General features: G+C 34.2%; 18 protein-coding genes, 1 tRNA gene and 1 riboswitch. Of the genes, 2 read left to right on the top strand and 17 right to left on the bottom strand.

All coding sequences use genetic code 11. From position 1 onward, the window contains the following. Window positions 1–95: 95 nt before the first annotated feature. The 10 genes from IWB64_RS16200 to IWB64_RS16155 all read right to left on the bottom strand — a co-directional run bounded on the left by IWB64_RS16200 (window position 96) and on the right by IWB64_RS16155 (window position 10,577). Window positions 96–506, bottom strand: coding sequence for a hypothetical protein (locus tag IWB64_RS16200; RefSeq protein WP_194534997.1), 411 nt, complete (start codon window positions 504–506; stop codon window positions 96–98). A gap of 520 nt (window positions 507–1,026) precedes the next feature. After that, window positions 1,027–1,719: a hypothetical protein gene (locus tag IWB64_RS16195; RefSeq protein ID WP_194534996.1), complete on the bottom strand. Its 693-nt coding sequence runs from the start codon at window positions 1,717–1,719 to the stop codon at window positions 1,027–1,029. Between the two features lie 183 nt (window positions 1,720–1,902). Further along, on the bottom strand, window positions 1,903–2,325 hold the full coding sequence (locus IWB64_RS16190) for a contact-dependent growth inhibition system immunity protein (RefSeq protein ID WP_194534995.1): 423 nt from the start codon (window positions 2,323–2,325) through the stop codon (window positions 1,903–1,905). 466 nt (window positions 2,326–2,791) lie between these two features. After that, window positions 2,792–3,217, bottom strand: a complete 426-nt coding sequence (locus IWB64_RS16185) for a hypothetical protein (RefSeq protein WP_194534994.1) — start codon at window positions 3,215–3,217, stop codon at window positions 2,792–2,794. 243 nt (window positions 3,218–3,460) lie between these two features. Then, on the bottom strand, window positions 3,461–5,146 hold the full coding sequence (locus IWB64_RS16180; RefSeq protein ID WP_194534993.1) for a hypothetical protein: 1,686 nt from the start codon (window positions 5,144–5,146) through the stop codon (window positions 3,461–3,463). Between the two features lie 251 nt (window positions 5,147–5,397). Next, on the bottom strand, window positions 5,398–6,183 hold the full coding sequence (locus IWB64_RS16175) for a transglutaminase domain-containing protein (protein WP_194534992.1): 786 nt from the start codon (window positions 6,181–6,183) through the stop codon (window positions 5,398–5,400). 165 nt (window positions 6,184–6,348) lie between these two features. Further along, complete coding sequence (locus IWB64_RS16170) at window positions 6,349–7,155, bottom strand: 5'-methylthioadenosine/adenosylhomocysteine nucleosidase (protein WP_194534991.1); 807 nt, start codon at window positions 7,153–7,155, stop codon at window positions 6,349–6,351. Next, window positions 7,146–8,450: an NCS2 family permease gene (locus IWB64_RS16165; protein ID WP_194534990.1), complete on the bottom strand. Its 1,305-nt coding sequence runs from the start codon at window positions 8,448–8,450 to the stop codon at window positions 7,146–7,148. The genes IWB64_RS16170 and IWB64_RS16165 overlap by 10 nt, the downstream gene beginning before the upstream one ends. Before the next feature lie 312 nt (window positions 8,451–8,762). Beyond that, window positions 8,763–9,497, bottom strand: coding sequence for an ACT domain-containing protein (locus IWB64_RS16160; protein WP_194534989.1), 735 nt, complete (start codon window positions 9,495–9,497; stop codon window positions 8,763–8,765). A gap of 147 nt (window positions 9,498–9,644) precedes the next feature. After that, on the bottom strand, window positions 9,645–10,577 hold the full coding sequence (locus IWB64_RS16155) for a hypothetical protein (protein WP_194534988.1): 933 nt from the start codon (window positions 10,575–10,577) through the stop codon (window positions 9,645–9,647). A 311-nt stretch (window positions 10,578–10,888) separates the two neighbouring features. Then, window positions 10,889–10,986, top strand: a riboswitch (SAM-I-IV-variant riboswitch). A 46-nt stretch (window positions 10,987–11,032) separates the two neighbouring features. On the opposite strand from IWB64_RS16155, the gene IWB64_RS16150 reads away from it, so the two are divergent. Together IWB64_RS16150 and IWB64_RS16145 are read left to right on the top strand one after the other, a co-directional pair. Continuing rightward, entirely contained in the window at window positions 11,033–12,331 is a 1,299-nt protein-coding gene (locus IWB64_RS16150; protein WP_194534987.1) for a Na+/H+ antiporter NhaC family protein, read from the top strand. A gap of 320 nt (window positions 12,332–12,651) precedes the next feature. Beyond that, entirely contained in the window at window positions 12,652–13,515 is an 864-nt protein-coding gene (locus IWB64_RS16145) for an outer membrane beta-barrel protein (RefSeq protein WP_194534986.1), read from the top strand. 148 nt (window positions 13,516–13,663) lie between these two features. Here the strand turns inward: IWB64_RS16145 and IWB64_RS16140 are convergent, their stop codons facing one another. From IWB64_RS16140 to IWB64_RS16110, 7 genes are all read right to left on the bottom strand, one after another. Next, window positions 13,664–15,166, bottom strand: coding sequence for a pyruvate kinase (locus IWB64_RS16140; protein WP_194534985.1), 1,503 nt, complete (start codon window positions 15,164–15,166; stop codon window positions 13,664–13,666). A 126-nt stretch (window positions 15,167–15,292) separates the two neighbouring features. Continuing rightward, window positions 15,293–16,546, bottom strand: a complete 1,254-nt coding sequence (locus tag IWB64_RS16135; protein ID WP_194534984.1) for a putative glycoside hydrolase — start codon at window positions 16,544–16,546, stop codon at window positions 15,293–15,295. Window positions 16,547–16,746: 200 nt separating this feature from the next. Beyond that, window positions 16,747–17,109: a hypothetical protein gene (locus tag IWB64_RS16130; RefSeq protein WP_194534983.1), complete on the bottom strand. Its 363-nt coding sequence runs from the start codon at window positions 17,107–17,109 to the stop codon at window positions 16,747–16,749. Window positions 17,110–17,317: 208 nt separating this feature from the next. Next, on the bottom strand, window positions 17,318–17,641 hold the full coding sequence (locus IWB64_RS16125; RefSeq protein ID WP_194534982.1) for an HPF/RaiA family ribosome-associated protein: 324 nt from the start codon (window positions 17,639–17,641) through the stop codon (window positions 17,318–17,320). Window positions 17,642–18,084: 443 nt separating this feature from the next. Continuing rightward, window positions 18,085–18,155: transfer RNA gene (locus tag IWB64_RS16120), tRNA-Cys, on the bottom strand. A 51-nt stretch (window positions 18,156–18,206) separates the two neighbouring features. Beyond that, window positions 18,207–19,397: a sensor histidine kinase gene (locus tag IWB64_RS16115; RefSeq protein ID WP_194534981.1), complete on the bottom strand. Its 1,191-nt coding sequence runs from the start codon at window positions 19,395–19,397 to the stop codon at window positions 18,207–18,209. After that, window positions 19,394–20,218 (bottom strand): alpha/beta fold hydrolase, encoded by an 825-nt coding sequence (locus IWB64_RS16110; protein ID WP_226975915.1) that lies wholly within the window; start codon window positions 20,216–20,218, stop codon window positions 19,394–19,396. The genes IWB64_RS16115 and IWB64_RS16110 overlap by 4 nt, the downstream gene beginning before the upstream one ends. Window positions 20,219–20,381: the final 163 nt, after the last annotated feature.

Below are 20,381 nucleotides of genomic sequence, written 5' to 3'. Positions count from 1 at the left end.
AAGATTTTGCGACCTCATAAAGATACACAGACCTTGGCTTTAAAACCCAAACCCCACATTAATTATAGGCATTGTTGTGCGGCGTATTTTTTGCGTTACATTGGTTTGAAATGTACTTCCATACTCGGTAATCCTGGTGGGTCATTTTGTCCAGAAACAAGAGTTAAAATAAGTTTGTTTTGGTCTATATATTTAATGCGAGAAGTTACTTTTTCTTCAATCGAAAGTTCCACATATTTACCGTCCGAGTTATAAGTCCATATTCCAGCACTATTATCGGCATCTTCTCGAATAAGGTCATACTTTCCATCAGGGTGAAATTTAAAATCAAAATCAGATGCTCCGGGCATTTGTCCGACTTTCATTCCACCCATAAGGGCATATTCAATTTCCCATTGCTTACATAGAACGGACTCCAATTCGGTTTCGTTAATATTTATATCTTGAGCAAAAAGTGTAAAATTCAATCCAATAATGAATCCAAGTAATAATAATTTTTTTCTCATATATTTCTTTTCTAATTTATAAGTTGCTTAATATGACGCACAACGGTCCGGGTATATCTTCCGGTAGGCGCAGCCTCCCGAGTGGAAGATTGCTGCGACTGTTGGAATATATGCCCAGTTGTGTGTAGTTATCTAAAGTAGGCAGTAAAGTCGGCAAAAGCAAGATGGCCTTGATTAAAGTCGCGGCATGCCCGGACCGTTGAGGGAAATGAGTGTTACGGGAGTCGTGAAAAAACGGCTGTTCATGCAGTACGTGTTTTTTTGCAGCGGAGTAACACGGCCTTTAGGTCATTTCCCTCAACGTTAAGTATAAGAAACGTAGGGCAGGTGATAAGCACTTTCGTTTCGGTTTATTACTTAGCTAAATATAAATATTTTGCTTTTATCTTTTCTACTATAAATGCCATATTTTATATTTAGCGACTTTATAAATAAATACGGAACTTTCGACAAGCCTAAACCGCCCTATGTTTTTTATACACTGTTGTAGCTAGTTTTTTATTTCATAATTTATCTCTCCTTACCAAGAAGATTCCCATCCTGTTATTTTAAAGTTTTGTTCTGTAACTTTATATTCATCTTTATCATCTAAAGGTTTAAACCAAAGTTCAATTCTACCAGCATATTGGTAATTTTGAGAACCTTCATAGATTTTGAAATAACCTTTATATAATTTTTCTTCAAGAGTATTTACTGAATATAACCTTTTGTTTAATTTTTTTTCAGAGAGTCTTTCATTTGAAGTAATTTCATACGCTTTTAAATAGAAATTACCTTTCTCTTTAAAACTGTGTTTTATATAAAAGGAATAACTTCCTCCGTATCCAGATATTCTTAATCCACTATTTGAATTTAAGTATTTAACTGATTTAGGTGAAAAATTATAGGGGTCGTAAATTTTTATATTTTCTGGTATTTTTTTATTAGCGCCATAATAATCAATGTTTCCTATAGCAAAAAGTATAAAAGTAGAAACTACGACAATTAGACCTACACCCATTATCGGAAATATAAAATACCATTTTCCTTTTTTTATACATCTAATTCCTGTTATTATAGAGGCAAGAAAATTTATTATAACTAAAATTCCTGAAAAATTAATTATCCAATTTCTTTCAAGTTTCGCTCCAATAAAAAAAATTGCAAAAATTCCTAAATAAACTAAAACTGGAATCCACCACTTCTCAAAATATTGGTTTTGTTTCGTTCTCATAATTAGCTACAACGGTTGAGCTATGAACAGTGCGGGGGCAAACTGGCGTTTGCTTTCCGCCACGCACATAGCGAAATCTTTGGGTTTTGATTTATTTTTTTCTTGTGCAAAGCGAAATCACAAAGATTTCGCGACCTCATAAAAATACGCAAACCTTTCGATTAAGCTCGAAGCCCGTATTGTTTATAGGTTGTGTTGTGCATAGGCTTTTTTTATCCGTTCAGTTATTTCGTCAATTCTCTTTTCTCCAAGTCCAGCTTTTAACACTTCAGAATTATTTTCCACAAGATTTTTAAAAGTCCGTAATTCTTTGCGATTCAGACCCCAAATCTTGATTGGTGTTTTTGAGATAACTGACAGTAGGTCGCCCTTATAAAAATCTCCTTCCGCTAGTGGATTTCTTTCAAGTTTTATCAGTGCGGGTCCAATTAGATATTCAAGTCCGATTTGCTGAGAAATCAGAAGTCTAATTTGCTCAATTGTCAATTGATTAACACTAATTTTTCGATACCTGAAACATTTTTCAATTAAGTCCGTCTGGAATTCGGTCGGCTCCTTCCAGTAATCATTTTCCAGCTCTTCAATTGACTTTGAAACTTCTCCCACGATTTCTTATATAAATAACCGTTACAGTTGTTAGAAATATTGTGCACGCCAGTAGAATAAACCACCAATAAATCAAAACCCAATTAAAGAAATATTCAAATGTCTTAATTATACTTTGATAGCTAAATCCATTAAAATTCAAAACTTCCATTCCTTCCTTAATTGATGTAAGATAAAGAATGAAAGATAGTATCAAACCCCAAGAAAAAAAGGTTTTAAGATTAGTTTCATCTTGTTTAACTTAGATTTTTTAGCTTATGCACAACGGTTGGGCTAAGCGTAGTGCGGTAATAAGGAAACTTTTCGTTTCCGTCTACGCACGAAGCTAAAGCTTATTGTTTTGCTTTTTCTTTTTTTGTCCAAAGCTAAATCCATAAGATTTAGCGACTTCATAAATATACACAGACCTTTCGGTTTAAACCTTTAGTCCGCATTACGTATAGGTATTGTTGTATGTAGGCTTTACTCACCATTCTTTCTCAAATACAATTATATTTCTATTTTTTATATATCCTAACTTAAATAGTTCTTTCGGTTTTGTGTAATAAATCGAATCTAAAGATGTTGTTTTTTCATTACTTAGCTTTGAAGAAAATCCAAAACCATATTTGCCTTTTATTTTCTGAGTCATATTTTTTGTCAACTCAAAGTCGTTTAGTAATTGCTTGAATTCAACTGTATCTTTAACTTTTACAATCGCAGCTTCCCATCCATCGTTCAATCCAGCTAAATTATCTTTTTCGATTATTTTTCCGGATTTTGGAAATTCGCTTCCTGTTAGTGATTCAAATAGTTTAATCAATCTAGAATCACTCGGTTTTTGATTAATACAGCTATTCAACACTAGAAGAACTAAAATTATCTTGAGTAATAAATAACTCTTTTTTTTCATATAAATTTCTTCTTAATCATTCAGCATCTTTTTTTCTAGCTTACATACAACGGTCTCGTATATGAAACGTAGCGTATAAATAGACGCTAACCTTTCCGATTATGCACAAGCCGAATTTTTATGTTTTGTTTTTATCTTTTCTATTTTAAAAGCCAAATTTAAAAATTTGGCGACTTTGCAAATACACACAAACCTCTCGAAAAGCCTATATTAGCTATGTTTTATATACATTGTTAGCTGTAGTTATTCTAGGTTTAAATGTTCTAAATATTCCTCAATATATTTTGGTTTTTTAATCCCAGTTTTATCAAAATGATTTCCTAAAAATGTGTAAAATGAAATAGAAGTATTTAAATATAGTTCTTTTAAATGTTCAACATTTCTTGCTGTTTTTGGTTGAATTGACTTATGGTATTCATTTATAAGAACCTCTAAACCGTTTTTGCCTCTTTGTTTAAAATTCTCTTGATATAAAAGAATTGAATCGATGTTCAATATTGTTAAATCCTGTATTCTTGATATTTCAGATTTATTGAAAAAATTTTCTAATTCATTTCGAAACCACTTATTAATTAGCCTGTTCAATTCAGGTGTATCAAATTGTCTGTCGTGAGTAACAAGTATGGGATAAAATTTTATGTTGTCAGCATTATACGCATCATCTATTTTTGTGTAAAATTTATTTAGAAACCTTTTTATATTCTCAATAATTTGTAAAATAGCTTTATTGCTTGTTTTTCCTTCATTTTCTATCTTCAAGAATTTAGCTTTTAAAGCATCTTTTAAGATTAAATAATCTCTCGACTGTTTTTCTTCGCCTTTGAGTATTACATCTTTACTTTCGAATAAAAGAACTTTGTTTTTAAATCTCACATAATAATCCGGCTCTCCTATATATTTTTTGTTTAAAAACTCATTCCCATTAAATTTTATATACTTTGAATTACTTGGAAACGAATTGTGTAAAAATTTATATAGAAGTATTTGTTCAGAAAAATTGTCACAGTAGCTCGACCTAAAATCTCTTAACCTATTGACTTTGTCAACTTTTTTGTTGATGTCTAAACTGAATTCAAATATTATGCTTTTAAATATACGTTCAACAAGAAATAGTTTGTTAATTATAATATATCGATTATCATTTTTCTTAAAAATGGGATTACTTCTTAATACAACAAAATCTGGCTTTTCTTTTAACTCAATGATGTTACAAAACAAATCTAAAAATGCTCCAACATTTTGGACATCATCATCTTTTAGTTCTATTTCTGAATATGTTTCGTTATCGTGTTTTAAAACAGGAACAATCAGGTTTAATAATGTTGTAACCCATTCTTGCCAATCTTTACAATTATATTTTTTTAAAAATGTAACCATATGATGGTTTAATTCCTTCTCAATATATTTTAAAAATTCTATAGACTTGATTAATTGAGTCAAGAATATCTCAGGTAGTACATAATTGTTTAAATCATAGTCGTGATATGAAATTTGTAAAAGACTTGCACTTAACCTTTCTATAGAATCTAATGTTCTAATCTTTGGGAAGTTTAGTTCTTCGATAGAATCTTGTTGGGAATTAATTAAAAGATATATTTTGAATAACTTTAATTCAAAATCACTTGTTTCAAGTTTCTGTGTATCTTCATTACAACTCTTTAAATATGATAGTAATGTTAAATTACTATGAGTATTTATAATGTGAGTATCTTCATTTTCAATTTTTGAAGTATGTAATTCTGTATTTTCTGGTAAAGTGAACCAATCATTAATCGTGTCCCTCGAAGATTGATTTAATTTAGCTTTAGAGTTAAGCAGAGCACAAATTTTAAATAAATCATTATGATTAAAATCTTTAAGTAATTCTTCAATAGTTTCAGACTCTTTAAAGAAATCCTCATATTTTAATCTTGTAGTAATGTCTGTCATTTTTTTAATTACAGCTAACACATATATATATGTAATTGATCCTCAAGATACAAAAAGAAATAAAAACCTCACTGCCTACTGTAGATAAAGAGATAAGGGCCAATTAATAAGGTAGGCATTCTGTATATCAGTTTTAGCTTTCTTTGGTTTTGATATACAAAATGAGGAATAACCTTTTACAAATTATGGTGTATATGATATTTGTTTTAAGCGTATAGTTTAAAATAAAGGCCTATGATTTTTCATTTACATTAAGGACATTCTTTCACTTTAACAAGGTGTTCTACAGGAAAAACCGAAGGTCCAAATTGATTAAAAATGGCAACATCTGCAGCATCACGACCAAAACCAAGAACTACGTAACCTCCTGGAGAATCTATTTGGGTGGCATCAAAAGTATACCACCGGTTACCAATATAGGCTTCAAACCAAGCATGCATATCCATTGGTTCCAAATTGTACAAATAACCAACAACAATACGGGCCGGGATACTTAAACTACGGCACAGGGCTATTCCCAAATGCGCCAAATCCCTGCATACACCAAACTGTCTATTGTTAACTTGTATGGCAGATAAGGGCTCATTATTACTGCCAGGTAGATACTCAATATTCTCACGTAACCAACTTGTAATTGCTGCTACTTGATTATACCCCATTAATTGACCTTCAGTAATAGCTGCGCCCATTTCATTAAAGCAATCAGACTCGCAATATCTACTGGGTAATAAATAGCTTAATACGGCATCGGGTAAATTCTGTATTTCTATAAATGGAGCACCAAAACCTTGATCAATAAAGTTAGAGGTTACTACATCTGAAGAAGTAGAAATTGAGAACATGCCAGGTTGGGCAATTAATCGTTGGCAAAGATTGCCATAGTTGTCCGTAAATTCAAAAACAGGGGTACTTGGCGTAATTTTATATTCCTCTCTTTCTACCCATTGTTGGCTTCCACTACGTGGCCTCAACATAAGAATAAATGGTGTTGGCTCAAAAATCTCGAACTTTAGGTCACAGCTTGTACGTAAACGCATATATCAATTTTTTCAAGACTCTATTATACAATAAACACTAGCCCAATTCTATGTAAGGTATGAAGTAAACTGCTAACACAAATCTCGGTTATTTTTAATCAGTATCACCTATTTATAGCAACTCTTCGCCACTATTTTTTTTAGTTGATTCTATGCAGTTTTCAGCTATTTGGTTTCTTCATAATTTTCCAAAATTTCCAATACCATTTGGGCAGAATTAACGGATGCTACTTTTACAAATTTGAAATAATCTGAGTGTGCTGCGGTATTGGCGTTATCACTACAGCTTCTAATAACAATAAAGGGCACTTGCAACATAGTACATATTTGTGCAACGGCTGCACCTTCCATTTCTGTTGCCAGTGCATTAAAATTGGTATACAGTTCTTTTGCCTTTATTGGGTCGCTCACAAAGGTGTCTCCGGTAGCGATCGTGCCAATAAAAAAGGTAGGAATTCTATCGTTCAGGGGTTTCAATTTAATTTGTTCTGATGCCTTCTTACTTTGTTCCAATAGATTCGGGTCTACAGTAAGGTACAAAGGATTTCGTTCGTTGTTCTTCGCTAGGTTCCTAGTAGGCCAAGTTTCAAATGACCCCTCTTTTAACTCTCCAAAGTCATATTGAATCATTTTATCTGAGATAACGATATCTCCGGGTTCAATATTAGGGTCCAACCCACCTGCTACTCCTGTAAATAGTAACGCATCTAACTTAAAGTTCGCTATTAGAATAGCGGTGCTATATCCCGCATTTACTTTACCAATACCAGCCTTTAAGAGAACTACCTTCTGCCCTTTCAGTTTCCCGGTATAAAAAGTAACTCCATTTTTATGGATTTCCTTTTTGTTTTTCAGAACCCCTTTTAGCAATTCTATTTCCTCATCCATGGCGCCCATAATGGCTATACGCTGCCCTTGTACTGTACAAACAAGAAGGAGCATAAGAATGAGTACTATTTGTTTTAAAGCCATAAATACAGAAGGGATAAGAGATTAATTATCAAAAGAGCCGGATTAATATCTTCTTTTTTGCCTGAAAAGAATTTAAGTAACGTCCAGCTTAGGAAACCAATAATAATTCCTGTTGTAATACTATACGTAAGTGGCATAAGAATCATAGTAAAAAAGACGGGAATAGCCTCATCTGGCATACTCCAGTTAATTTTGGTTAAGGGTTTCATCATAAAAGAACCTACCAAAACCAACGCAATAGAACTGGCAATACTGGGTACAATGGATAAAAGAGGTGAGAAAAATAAAAAGGGTAGAAATAAAATTCCAGCTGTAATTGCGGTAAGTCCCGTTTTTCCACCTTCGCGTATGCCTACTGCAGATTCTATATATACCGTTCCGGAGCTGGTACCTACAAGACCCGAGAAGATGGTAGTAATAGCATCTGCCAAAAGTGATTTTTTAAGGTTTCTTGGATTCCCGTCCTCATCCTTATATCCAGATGCTTCGGCAAGACCAACGAATGTAGAAAGACTATCGAACAGGTCCGTAAACGCAAAAACAAAAACTACCGGTAGGAAAGCATATTGTATAGATCCGAATAAATTCGCTTTTAGGAAAAGACTAAAATCCGGCATAGCAAATATTCCCGTATAATTAACTAGTGTTGGTACTCCAAAATTTACTATTGAGGCATCTCCCCACCACCTTCCTATGGGCCATGCTAGTGCAGTAGTCAATAGAATACCTATGATCATTGCGCCCTTTACATTTCTGGAAATTAAAATAGCGGTACAACCAAGGCCAATTAAAAAAGTAAGGCAAATGGGGTCTTTTAAGGAGCCTAGACTAACCAGTGTTACGGGGTTGTCTACAATTAACCCTGCATTTTGTAAACCTATGAAGCTAATGAACAGCCCAATACCTGCTGCAATTGCAAAGCGTAATGCGTGTGGAATGGATTGTACTATTTTGTCTCTAACTTTTAGTATACTTAGTATTAAAAAGAGGATTCCTGCCCAAAAAACTGCTCCTAAAGCAGTTTCGTAACTAAGACCCAATCCTAAAACCGCTGTATAAGTAAAGAAGGCATTGAGCCCCATTCCCGGTGCAATTATAAAAGGGTTTTTGGCGTAAATACCCATCATAATACTACCAAAAGAGCAGACAAGTACGGTAGATGTTACGACTGCCGAAAATGGCATTCCGGCTTCTGAAAGAATTGCAGGATTTACGATTATGATGTAAAATGTTGCCAGGAAAGAGCTAATCCCTGCAAGAATCTCGGTTCGTATAAATTTAGTGTTCGCTTTCAAGAGGCATCAAAGTAGTAATAAGTACTTTCTTATTCACCTATTGTTAGCGACTTTCTTGTGCTATTATAAAATGAATAATTGAAGGGTTTTATTTTAAGGAATACCCACTAAATACATTCTTTTATTAAAGAATCTAAAGTTGGAGAATAGCGCAAACTGCACCTTTTTGCTCATCCTCGTTTAAGTACACGATTATTTTTCACATACTGCTTCCCTCCTATTTTGAATTAGAATCTAGGACACGGTCTATAATTTGTATGAAGGCGTACGATTAAATACTAAGGAATATATTTCTTGAATAGATGCTGCATATTACAGGACTAAACCATCATCTAGCCAGCGTTGTAAGAGAATGTCGTTATGAGAAATAGATACCAGGTGAAACTTAGTAAAACGCTTAAAAACACGTGATTCCTTAAGCGTTTCCATACAAACCGATACTGGAGAAAGATAGTTGGAATGGATTAGAAACAATTGGCCTTCACGCTTTAAGAGATAGCCCACATGACCCTCGTCAAAACCAATAAAATAGAGACCTTCTTTTGTCAGGATATCAATCTCTTCAAACGCTTTTTCTGGTGTATCCTGATTTATCAGATTAATTACTGCGCCACAGCTAATCATTTTTGCCTCGTCTACAGGTGATTTTTGCGCCAATTTATAGCGGTTGATATTTATGCCCATATCACGTAAGGTGGTTGATATAAAATAACCACATGCAATTTTACCTTGGTTAGGAACATCTGTATGGCCGCCAAAACTCCAAGGAGTACCATACCAATGTGGTATAATTTTATCTACTAGTTGATTAGCGAAAGCGGTCTTAATGTTGTCAAAAGAAATAGTGCCCAACCGTAGGTCTTCTTTTAAACGGGAACGAAGTTGATCAGCAGCTACTTTGGAATTGGCATAAGAGATAGAAACACTGTCTAAATCTGTTTTGAACTTTAAAATTGTCTCTTTTTCGAAACTATTGATTTCTTTTATGGGCAACGGCTTTTCAATAGTAGATAAATTAGGGTCCACCTTGTCTATTGTAGGTGGCATCCCAGTTGTAAATCCTAAGGAAAATAGTAAAGAAAAAAACAGCATAGATTTTATAGCATTAGGAATCTGACTCTAGTTTCGTAACGTATTATTTAAGAGAAAATTACATTGAAAATGTTAAACTTTTGCTTATCCTATTTTTATGTTCTAAACACTTAGATTTACAGCCCACCAAACATCATAATCTCTAGGAACCAAAGGCCTGTAACTTTGAAAACCTTGGTCCGCAATTCTAAGTCCAATAATCGCATTTTTATCGTCCCGCACATAACTTATGAAAACGAACGAATGTCCATAAGGATCAAGTTTTTTGACATTTACGCCCTGCACTACCTTTTCATAATCTTCTTTATACCTCCAAACTTGCATAAGTGCTCCAGGCCTTAATTGACCACTCCAAATTCCTGATGAATCAACCAAAGTTCCCATACCGGCATAAGCGATAGCGCCGGCATTACCCTTGCCCCTGTATTCTTCCGGAAGGGTTCGCCATTCTGGATCTGTATCAGAAGCGGAAACGTATAATAAATTAAAAACCTCTTTAGGGGTAAAGAATTTAGAGGCCATACGATCTGGCAAATCTTCATAAGGCAAATGACCATGAACTTCTTTATAGGCTTGCTCAAAACGACCTTTGCTTACTGCAAGGCAATGACCTCCTGGCTCCTTGTTTACGCTGGTCACATAGTTTTCTACTATCTTATCTGCAACCGGACTTTTGATATCCAAATAATTAGGGTCTACAAATTCCGGAATTGAAATAGGTTGTGTAAGAATTTGGTTGTCTTCTACTCCAATTGCAACTTGTTCTAATGAATCTATGGCCTTGGGTAATATTGGTATTTCTAGCTCAGGTTTGTGGTGAATATGGCCGTGATCATCAAAACCATAGTCTCCTACGGCACTTCCTGAATTGTTATGATGAATACCATGTACTTGCGGAGTATGTGTATCCGAATCTATGAGAGTTGTTTTCTGCTTATTTTGTTCAGTAGACTTACAGCTCAAGAGTATGAGACTCAGAAGTACAGTGTAAGTAATAGATTTTTTCAGCAACATTTTTGATAAGGTGCTTCTCATTTGTTTAAGCTTGTATTCTCATTTTAAATCGGTTTGGCTAAACCTGATAGTGGAATTGCAAAGGTAAAACAATTACAGACTTATATTTTATATTATGGGGTTCAAAAACTAGAAGAAATTTGTGTACAAGTCCCTAAAATACAGTAATCTTAAATGAATTCTTGAGAAGGATTTAAAGACCATTATTTATGCTTTTGCAATTCATAATGATCTCTTCATTCTTTTCTTGTCTAGGACAAAACTAGATTATTAAGAAATTAACTTTTTTTAAGAATACCAGATGGATTTATGTACTACTTTTGCCGCCTTAAAATCAGTATCAAGAATCTCAAAAAAGGAGATAGCAACCTGCAGTAACAAGCAAGGTGCTAAATAGATAAGCCAATTAATTGGAACAAATGTTAAGTCATATTTCTTTTTATTTGCCGCTATTTTTTTGAAAACATTATAGTAAAATGGCAAGTATAAAAAACAGTACTCACAAATTCTCAGCTTTAATACCCCTATTTGTATTCGTTTTTACTTTTTTAGGTGTTGGTATTTATCAAAATGATTTCTATGCCTTACCTGCTCCTATAGCAGTAATTGTAGGTATTGTTGTGGCATTTTTGATGTTCAAACAATCTATACATTCAAAAATAAGCACTTTATTAAAAGGCTGTGGTGATGATAAAATATTAACCATGTGCTTGATCTATTTACTAGCTGGGGCATTTGCTGCAATTACCAATGAAACCGGTAGTGTAGATTCTATTGTAAACTTAGGGTTAGATTACATTGCCATTCAATATATTTATGTTGGCATCTTTATTATTGCTGGTTTTCTATCTGTTTCAACAGGAACATCGGTAGGAGCTATTGTTGCATTAGCACCTATTGTAGTTGGATTTGCAGATAAAAGTGGTGCTGATTTAGCTATTTTATGCGGTGCGCTTTTAGGTGGTAGTATGTTTGGGGATAATTTATCGGTTATTTCAGATACCACCATTGCGGCCACACAATCTTTAGGTTGTAAAATGAGCGATAAGTTCAAACAAAATATTAAAATTGCGGTTCCCGCTGCCCTATTCACTATTGCTATATTAGTCTTTCAAGGTTTGGGCTTAGAGTCTAAAGAAACTGTAGCTATTGTATATAGTTACTCTATTATAAAAATAATGCCCTATCTATTGGTCATCATACTTTCCATAACGGGTGTAAATGTCTTTGTAACCTTACTGCTAGGTTCTATTTCTGCAGGTCTTTTAGGAATTGTTTATGGTGATTTCACTCTAATAGAATCGACTAAAATTGCCTATACCGGCTTTACAAACATGACAGAAATTTTTCTTCTGTCTCTTCTTACCGGAGGATTGGCTGCTTTGGTTGAAAGAAATGGTGGTATAGAATTTATACTGGTTAACATAAAAAAGCTCATTAAAAATCAAAAAACGGCGCAGTTTGGAATAGCAACATTAGTGAGCACAATTAATATGGCCATTGCAAATAATACAGTGGCAATTATTATTGCAGGTCCTATTGCTAAAACTATAAATGATGAGTATAAATTGGATAATAAAAAAACAGCTTCTATTCTAGATATTTTTGCTTGTATTTCTCAAGGTTTGTTGCCTTACGGGGCTCAAGTTTTAATGATTTTAAGTTTTTCAAAAGGAAGAATAGATTATTTAGATTTAATATCTAATACCTGGTATTTATTACTGTTATTCATTTACACGGTATTATTTATCAGTTTCAAACCTTTAAGAAAGTAACAAAACTAATATGGTGTATTACCTGATGCCGCGTAATGCACACTTCCCTCCTACTTTTTTGGTATAAAAATGCTTAATTATCAGCATAAAAGAAGTTTTCATAGATGAAGCTCAACTTGGGTGTTAAAACTCCGTTGTAGTTGCAAGAATTTTCTTTTAAAAAGTATCTTTATATACCCAATTTAATTTGGTTGAACTATAAGCTAGGGAGCATGCTACTAATTAAGAAAGAAAAGCCTGGTCATAAGTAAATATTGCTTCTAAAAATTAGCTTATAGGTTCGATTATTTAATCATTTTTAAAATTTCAAATTATCTATTATGAAACATTTAATTACAGTATGTGCCGCTGTTTTAATAAGTACAATATCTTATGGGCAGTTACAAGTTTCAGTAAGTTCCGGATATGCCCTAGGGAGTGCCACTATGAAATTAGGAGAAAAAGTGAATGTCTCTGAAACGGAAAACTCTTATGGCAGTTATGGTGAAGGTACCAATGTTCAAATACGAGGAACGTATTTCTTTAATGACTCCTTTGGTGCAGATTTGGCGCTTGGTTATTTAAATGGTTCAGATCAAACTATATCTGAGGTAAATATACCAAGTACCAATGTGGATGCTATTGCTAGAGCTCGTGCTTTTGGAGCATCTGCCTCTGTAGTGTACAGGTTTACCAATAATATTTACGGTCGTTTTGGAGCTTTATTAAAAGTAGGCGGAAAAACAGAGGCTGTAGTGTACCGTAAATCTGTTTTTTCTGAGGATGAAGCAGCTGCTTTTGGAGTACCGGAGGGTTCTTATTCCGAAACTAATTATAAAGAAGATTTTCACGGACATTTTCCTATAGGTTTTGTTGGTGCACTGGGGTATAAATATGAACTAAATTCTAATTTCAGCATTTTTGCGGAGGCAGAATATTACGGCATAAGCTTAAAGCGAAAAGATTCTGAACTATCAGAATTTAACACGGATATTGTTCTCCCTGATGGAACTGTTGCCTCAAGTGCTTTTTACTCGTTGGACAACTTACCTGATGGTGTTAATAAGCAAACTACTTATGTAGACGATTTATCGAATACCAACACAGATACTTCAAAAGTGCTATCTCAAAAGGTACCGTATTCTTCATTCGGAATTAATTTTGGTGTAACGTACACGTTTAAACGTGCCGATAAAAATTTATAGGCATAGGACATATACCTAACGGTCTCAACAAACGGTCCCGATAAGTTCTACTTCAGCGGGACCGTTTGTTTTTAATGAAATAATTGAAACTTATAAAATAGTAAATTTGTAAGTAAACATGGATAATTTTGCCACATTTACCTATGTTTTATAGCTTCCTGATTTTTGGCAGCATGGTTTCATTTTTCTCCTGAAAATCTTCCATATTAGAAAGAATAGTATTCAAAAGCAGCAGAACATCTTCCATATACGGGCCCTTGTTAAGCATTACACATTCCGATTTTAAGGAGGTGACCACATCTGTAATTTCTGATCGGGACGGCAGTCCATTTTTTGCAAGATTTTCTAATACTTGGGTCGCCCAGATTACGGGAATGTGTGCCGCTCCGCATATAGATAATAGTTCGTGTTGTACTTGGCCAATGTCCTGCCAGCCAGTTTCAACAGCTAGATCGCCACGAGCTATCATAACACCAACCTTTTTAACTTGCATAGCTTCTAAAAGGATTTCCTCAAGATTATCAAAAGCAAATTTTGTTTCTATTTTTAAAATGATTCCAAGTTTATCATATACTTCCAATCTTTGTAATTCAGACAACAGTTCTTGTACATCTTTTTTAGAATTTACAAATGAAAAGTTGACGATATCCGCATGTTTGGCTATAAACGCTAAGTCTTCTTTATCTTTTGAGGTAAGTCCGCTAATCCCCAAATTGGTATTGGGGAAATTCATGCCTTTCTCAGCTTTTAATTTAGTGCCTTTTTCTGCTGCTCTTGTTATGAGGACTTCAAATTTATCCTTTGCTACGCACTGTATGGTACCTTCAATCTTTCCGTCATCGAACAATAATAAATCCCCTTTATTCACTCTTTCAAAGATTCCCGAAAATTGACAAGGTATATGGGCTTTCTCTACAACTTCTCCATGTTCATTTACTACAGCGGAGCCACCACGAATGCTGTCATCCGTTATCACTAGAATATCATCTTTATATAGTCTTAGCGCCTTCTGAATTTCAGGTAAAATCCCAATAGCTCCTGTTCTGATTTTGGGCCCTGCCAAATCCATCGCTATTTTTACAGGTGAACCAAGTTCTTCAGCAGCCTTTTTTACATTTGTAATTATTTCTTTCCAAACCTCGGGCGTATCATGTGCACAATTCACTCTGGCGCAATTCATTCCATTTTGCACCATTTTCCGTACCAACCCATAGTCTTTTGCCGCATGAGACGGCATGGTTACCATAATACGGACCCTTCTCCCTTCCGAAGGATTTCCAAAAAGTGCCGCTGTATTGGAATTTAAAAGTTTTTTACTCTTCTTAGTGGACAACTGGGCTTTGGTAAAATTTGCAGGAACACCGTCTGACAAACGATATAATAAGTATAAGACTTTAACTAAGCTGTCTTCTACATGACCTTGTGCGTTTGCAAAACGGGTCATACCCAGGTTTCCTAGCCTTCTTTGGGTCTCCCTTAAATCTGCTTGCCTAAACCCATGATAATGAATGAGGTTTAATGCACTCTTTTTATGATTAGGGTGTATCTGTCTTAAAATAGGTTTTGCCTTCTGCCCTTCGCTTCTAATTTTTTGTAGAATAGCATCTATCTCTTTAATGAGGCTATTTATTTTTTTTGGATTTATATTCATGAGGGCATTTATAAAATGGTTGATTTTGCCCGAAAGATATTAAAGCTTGCCAATTTATTTTATGACAACTGTCATTTATAACACCCATATTTTGAAATTAACGGTCGTCAATTTTAAACTTAACTTTTATTCTTTGTATACCTTCCTTAAGACACTACCGTTCAATCCGTTTAGTAGTATAGATGTAACTTCCTCCCCCATTTCATTCAAATATGGGGCATCTAAATTAACCTCTACAGCTCCGGTTTCATTGGCGTTTACCAAAACAATAGCATGAGAAAAATTTCTTCTATACACTCCACTTTCAACCTGAAAATAGGTGTCGTCCGCTTTCCCAAAATTCCATGTGTATTCTTCTCGCCATGGAGAAGGTTCATTGTAGGCATCGGTAACCTCCTGTTCGGAAAAATAAGTATTCCCATCGTTTACTAACCAATAACTGGCAAAAGCATAATAAAAACCTTGATTGTCGGATGTGGAGCTGTGCGGTTGTACTAGAGTAATTTTGTTCTCTACTTCATTAGTGACTACCTCATTTATTTGCGGAACAAATCCTTCTGTATAATCCGAAAGATAATTTCCATTACTAAATACAAGCCACCACTCGTCTAAACCACCATCTAGATGTTGCATATAACTTTCCCAAACTCCCGGATATAATCTTGTATTGGTAATATTTGCAATTCCTATTTTATTATCCGCCTTAAGTCTGGTGTTTATAGTTGTCAACATTGATTTGTACGCCAATTGAAACTCCGTGTTAGTTTCATAGTTTTTTGGAAACACATTTTCATGGTAGGTGTCTAGTGTATAAATGGCATTGTCCATTAACACTCCGTCCCAGTCATTGGTAACAAGCTCCTCACCTACTTGATTTGCCCATTGTTGTTGGTATTCGGTATTGCCAATATCCATTTGCCAATGGTCAGGATAGCCGGTATATTCCAATCGGTTTTCATTGGTATCCAGTAAAAACCATTCAGGGTGATTGGTGTCTGCGTATTGAAAACCGACTCCAGTGGGCAGGTATTTATTATCTTCTCCATTTTCCACAGCGTAACTTCTTGTTGAAGTAAGGTCTTTATAGACCAATGTTTTTATTTCCGGGTTTACCGCTTTAAATTTTTGTACATATTCATGAAACCAAGCATTCATAACGATTAAATCTCGTTTAGGAGCTTCGGTCTCTATTAATGTATCTGGAATTTCCTCATGGTGCAAATACAACCAAAAAAGCTTTGTTTTATTAATTGTTGTATCTGTAACTACTTCGGCTATATCATCAGTTTCAATAATGTTGTTTTCGTTCTTGTCTTTACTACAACTCACAAAGAACAAAGAAATTCCTATAAATAACAGCTTGAAAAAAGTTCTACTCATTTTAGTGTTTTTAAAATCCCATAGGTATTGGATACATATATTAACCTGACTGGGGCAATGTAATTCGAAAACACTTTAAATGTACTGATTTATGTAGAAAGGGAAGTTTTTATAAACTTACAGGATTATCTAAACAATAGGTATTGCTTTGGTCTTAACTGCAAAACCATCTTAAAATCAATATTGTAAAATCCATAATTTTAATCATTAAAGTCTTTTGGACCTTCTCCAACACCTTCATCGCCAGTGCCAATACTAATATGCCATACTTTGTTTACTGAAGCATCTGAGTTTTCTACATAGTTTAATTTAACGGGCTTTTCATTTCTTAATATATCATACCAATATTGAAAATCACTATCATCTAACATTCCTACAAATAGCGACCCCGCAATATAACCAACCGTATCTGTTGGCCTTGATGGCCAGAAATAAATAATTGCGCTATTCACTACTCCACTTTCGTTTCTACCTTTTAGTGAAAGGTAGAAACGATGAGCGTTTGTATTGGTTCTACTCCTATTGGTACCCACCCTATATTCTGTTACGTTTAAAACTCCCATATGTTCTATATTTTAATTAATATGTTTCTACATCGAAATTAGTTATGGGGTGTTCGTAAAAAATAGATGTTTGTATGAATGGTTGATTTTTTTGTGTAAATATCTGATTACATGCAAAAAAGGGTAATAACCATAATTGGTTATTACCCTTTTTTTAAGATAATCTTCAAAATAAATTCTTGCTCTAAAATATAGTTTTCAAGGCAAACTATACAGGTTTGTGATTATGCATCTTTCCAATAATTGTTTCTAAAGAAGCCGTAAGTTTATCGATAGCTCCAGATACAGCAAGTTCAACGGTATCATCTTGACATGAAACGGCTATAGGTTGTTTACCAGCGATTCTAGTTTCCAACAAACATCGCATATCCTTAACTCCTTCTTTTTTTCCGTTTTCATCAGAGACATGGGCCTCTACTCTAGTAATATGGGATTCATAATTTCTTAACCCCTCTTCTATCATGGAGGTGAAATAAGATTGGCCTCTTTCATTACCGTTTATTGTTTTATCAGTATTAAATAATATTGTCATAATTATATGTTTTAGTTTAAGGAATTGTTTTTAAGCTTTATTTTTTTTGAAATCGTTCACTTTTATGTCAATAGGTGTTAAAACATCCTCGAGAGATATCGTAAATATTTTTATAAAACATTGTGCTATAATGGCTATTGCTTATGATGTAAATCTATAAACTTGAAGCCTCAAAAAAGATGACAAATATCAGTTATAGCGCTTATCTTTTAGTTTCATACGTAATGGTGTACACCTATTCACGAGAAATATCTAACTATTAAATACATACAAGTTTAGAAGGTAATGGATATATTATTCAAAAAAGATTATTCAGAAACATTTATGATTGATTTATAGTTTACCACCAAAAATTGAAGCACTCTAATTTGCACTTTCTAGTGCAATAAAAAAACAGGAGGTTTTTTAAGATCTCCTGTTTTTACTTTATAAAATCCTCTTTGAGGCATCGAATGGATTCGAACCATTATAAAGACTCTTGCGGAGTCTTGCCTAGCCATTCAGCCACAATGCCATAAATTTAAAACTAATTTCATTTTATATTCTAAACTAAAAACCAGTTCAGTTATTTGTTGTTAGGCATTTCTAAAGGTAAAAGAATACTAAATTTAGAGCCCCCATTTGTTGAAGGTTTAATAGAAATCCGGCCTTTATGCAATCCTACTATCTTTTTACAAAATGCTAAACCAATACCTTTGCCATAACTATTATCTGAACTTTGTAATGGTCTAAAAATGTCATCTCCACTATAGTTCTGAAAACCAAGAGAATTATCTTTAAAAGTAATGCGTATATACTCTATATAACGATACGCTCCTTTTAATGCTTGATGATAATTTTCTGTTACCTTACTTGTTGAAATATGAATAGAAGATGGTTTCTCAGGAGACCTGTATTGATAGGAGTTTTTTAAAAGCTCGCTAAACAAAATAGTCAACTTTGGAATATCACCATATACCTCGTTCATTTCCATTTCACCATATATTATCTCTAACGGCAGGTTACCTGTTTTTATTATGGCATCTTTTAATATAGTCTCAAAACTGGCTGTCAGATAATGTAGTTTTTTATAGTCCAGTGCATGATAGACCTGCAAACGTTTAACAAGGGCATGACTATTTTCTGAAATTTGTAATACCCGTTTCAAATAATGCCGGGATTTCTCCTCTTGAGATTTAAGATCGGAAAAATCTTCTAACCGACTTGCAAAAATTGAAATTTTACGAAGTGGTTCCTGTAAATCATGCGCCAAGATTTTGTTGAACTCTATCTGTTCTTTATTTATTCGTGACTGATTTTGTAATTGATCTTCTAGCAATGTCCGGCTAGTTTCTAGCTGGGCTTTTGTTTTGATTAAAAGTTCATTCTCCTGAAGTGCTTTTTCTGCATCTCGCCTAGCGTCCAATATTCTTTTCTCAAAATCATTACGCTTAGACATCTTAAGGCCGGCTCCGGTAACATAGTCCACACCATTTTTTTTTATAAAAGACATGTTGATAAGAACGGGGATTTCCTCCCCCGTTTTTGAGCGAAGAGAAATAAAAATCTCCTCAATATCCTTTTGAATGATGAGCATAGGATAAAAATGAGTCTTGTATAAAATACGACTACCTCCAGACAATAAATCCTCGAACCTTAGGGTATTCAGAATCTCATGGTCCTCATAACCTAAAGCTTCCATCATTAAATCATTTACATAATCTATATGATGATCAGCGACAAAGGAGAACAGAAAGCAGGGAGCATTATCGTTCAAAATTTTTGCAGTTCACTAGGTTCAAATTCTTTTGTAATAAAATTTTTAATGCACTCAATAGTCTCTTCCGGGTGGCTCATGTGCGGACAATGGCCTGTAGCTTTCATAAATACCATTCTACTATCTTCTAATCTTTCGTGAATATATTTACCCACCTGTTCCGGTGCTATATCATCTTGCGCACATTGTAGGATTAGGCTGGGAACTTTTACTTTTTTGAGATCTTCTCTGTTGTCCGAGAAAAAAGTAACCCGCGCAAAACTTCTCGTAATTTTATTATCCATGGAGCAGAAACTACTAGCGAGTTCCTCTGTAAGCTCTGGCTTATCCGAATTTTTCATAACTATAGGCGCCAAATAATTAGACCACTCTACATAATTATTTTCCATTACGTCCAGCAACTCCTCCAAATCCTTTTTTTCAAAACCACCTACATAGTCTTCCTTGTTGATATAACAGCTAGATGGGCAAACGAATACAAGGGAATTGAATAATTCAGGACGTTGAATAGAAGCAAGTACCCCAATCATTGAGCTTACCGAATGCCCAATAAAAACAACATCTTTTAATTGGAGTTCCGTGCAAATCTCTATAATATCTGAAGCATATCCTTGAAGGGAAGCATACTTGCTTTCATTATAGGAAGCCATTTCGGATTTACCGCAACCTACATAATCAAAAAGCACAATTTTATAATCCTGTTCAAATGCCGGGGTTATGTAGCGCCACATGACCTGATCACAGCCAAATCCATGGGCAAACATAAGCGCCTTTTTACCGTTTCCAAAAACCTTTACGTTGTTTCGTTTCAGTACATCCATAATCACAAGAATATTAATTGGTTTTAATTGTTAAAACAGTTAATACTTCAGCTATAACAGAGATTCTCTCTCTTCCTATTTAGCTTTTTTCAATCTTTTTTCTTCCTTCTTTTCTTTTGCAGTTTTTGCAGGTGCTTTCTTTACGTTCTTCTTAGAGTCTTGA

Source organism: Zobellia nedashkovskayae, assembly GCF_015330125.1.
GTDB lineage: Bacteria > Bacteroidota > Bacteroidia > Flavobacteriales > Flavobacteriaceae > Zobellia > Zobellia nedashkovskayae.
Note: the sequence above shows the minus strand (reverse complement) of the source record. Positions and strands in the feature narration are given on the sequence as shown.

Coding starts and splice junctions, on each gene's coding strand:
- IWB64_RS16200 (WP_194534997.1), bottom strand. CDS start 506: ATGAGAAAAAAATTATTATTACTTGGATTCATTATTGGATTGAATTTT.
- IWB64_RS16195 (WP_194534996.1), bottom strand. CDS start 1,719: ATGAGAACGAAACAAAACCAATATTTTGAGAAGTGGTGGATTCCAGTT.
- IWB64_RS16185 (WP_194534994.1), bottom strand. CDS start 3,217: ATGAAAAAAAAGAGTTATTTATTACTCAAGATAATTTTAGTTCTTCTA.
- IWB64_RS16180 (WP_194534993.1), bottom strand. CDS start 5,146: ATGACAGACATTACTACAAGATTAAAATATGAGGATTTCTTTAAAGAG.
- IWB64_RS16175 (WP_194534992.1), bottom strand. CDS start 6,183: ATGCGTTTACGTACAAGCTGTGACCTAAAGTTCGAGATTTTTGAGCCA.
- IWB64_RS16170 (WP_194534991.1), bottom strand. CDS start 7,155: ATGGCTTTAAAACAAATAGTACTCATTCTTATGCTCCTTCTTGTTTGT.
- IWB64_RS16160 (WP_194534989.1), bottom strand. CDS start 9,497: ATGCCACCTACAATAGACAAGGTGGACCCTAATTTATCTACTATTGAA.
- IWB64_RS16155 (WP_194534988.1), bottom strand. CDS start 10,577: ATGAGAAGCACCTTATCAAAAATGTTGCTGAAAAAATCTATTACTTAC.
- IWB64_RS16150 (WP_194534987.1), top strand. CDS start 11,033: ATGGCAAGTATAAAAAACAGTACTCACAAATTCTCAGCTTTAATACCC.
- IWB64_RS16145 (WP_194534986.1), top strand. CDS start 12,652: ATGAAACATTTAATTACAGTATGTGCCGCTGTTTTAATAAGTACAATA.
- IWB64_RS16140 (WP_194534985.1), bottom strand. CDS start 15,166: ATGAATATAAATCCAAAAAAAATAAATAGCCTCATTAAAGAGATAGAT.
- IWB64_RS16135 (WP_194534984.1), bottom strand. CDS start 16,546: ATGAGTAGAACTTTTTTCAAGCTGTTATTTATAGGAATTTCTTTGTTC.
- IWB64_RS16130 (WP_194534983.1), bottom strand. CDS start 17,109: ATGGGAGTTTTAAACGTAACAGAATATAGGGTGGGTACCAATAGGAGT.
- IWB64_RS16125 (WP_194534982.1), bottom strand. CDS start 17,641: ATGACAATATTATTTAATACTGATAAAACAATAAACGGTAATGAAAGA.
- IWB64_RS16110 (WP_226975915.1), bottom strand. CDS start 20,218: ATGGATGTACTGAAACGAAACAACGTAAAGGTTTTTGGAAACGGTAAA.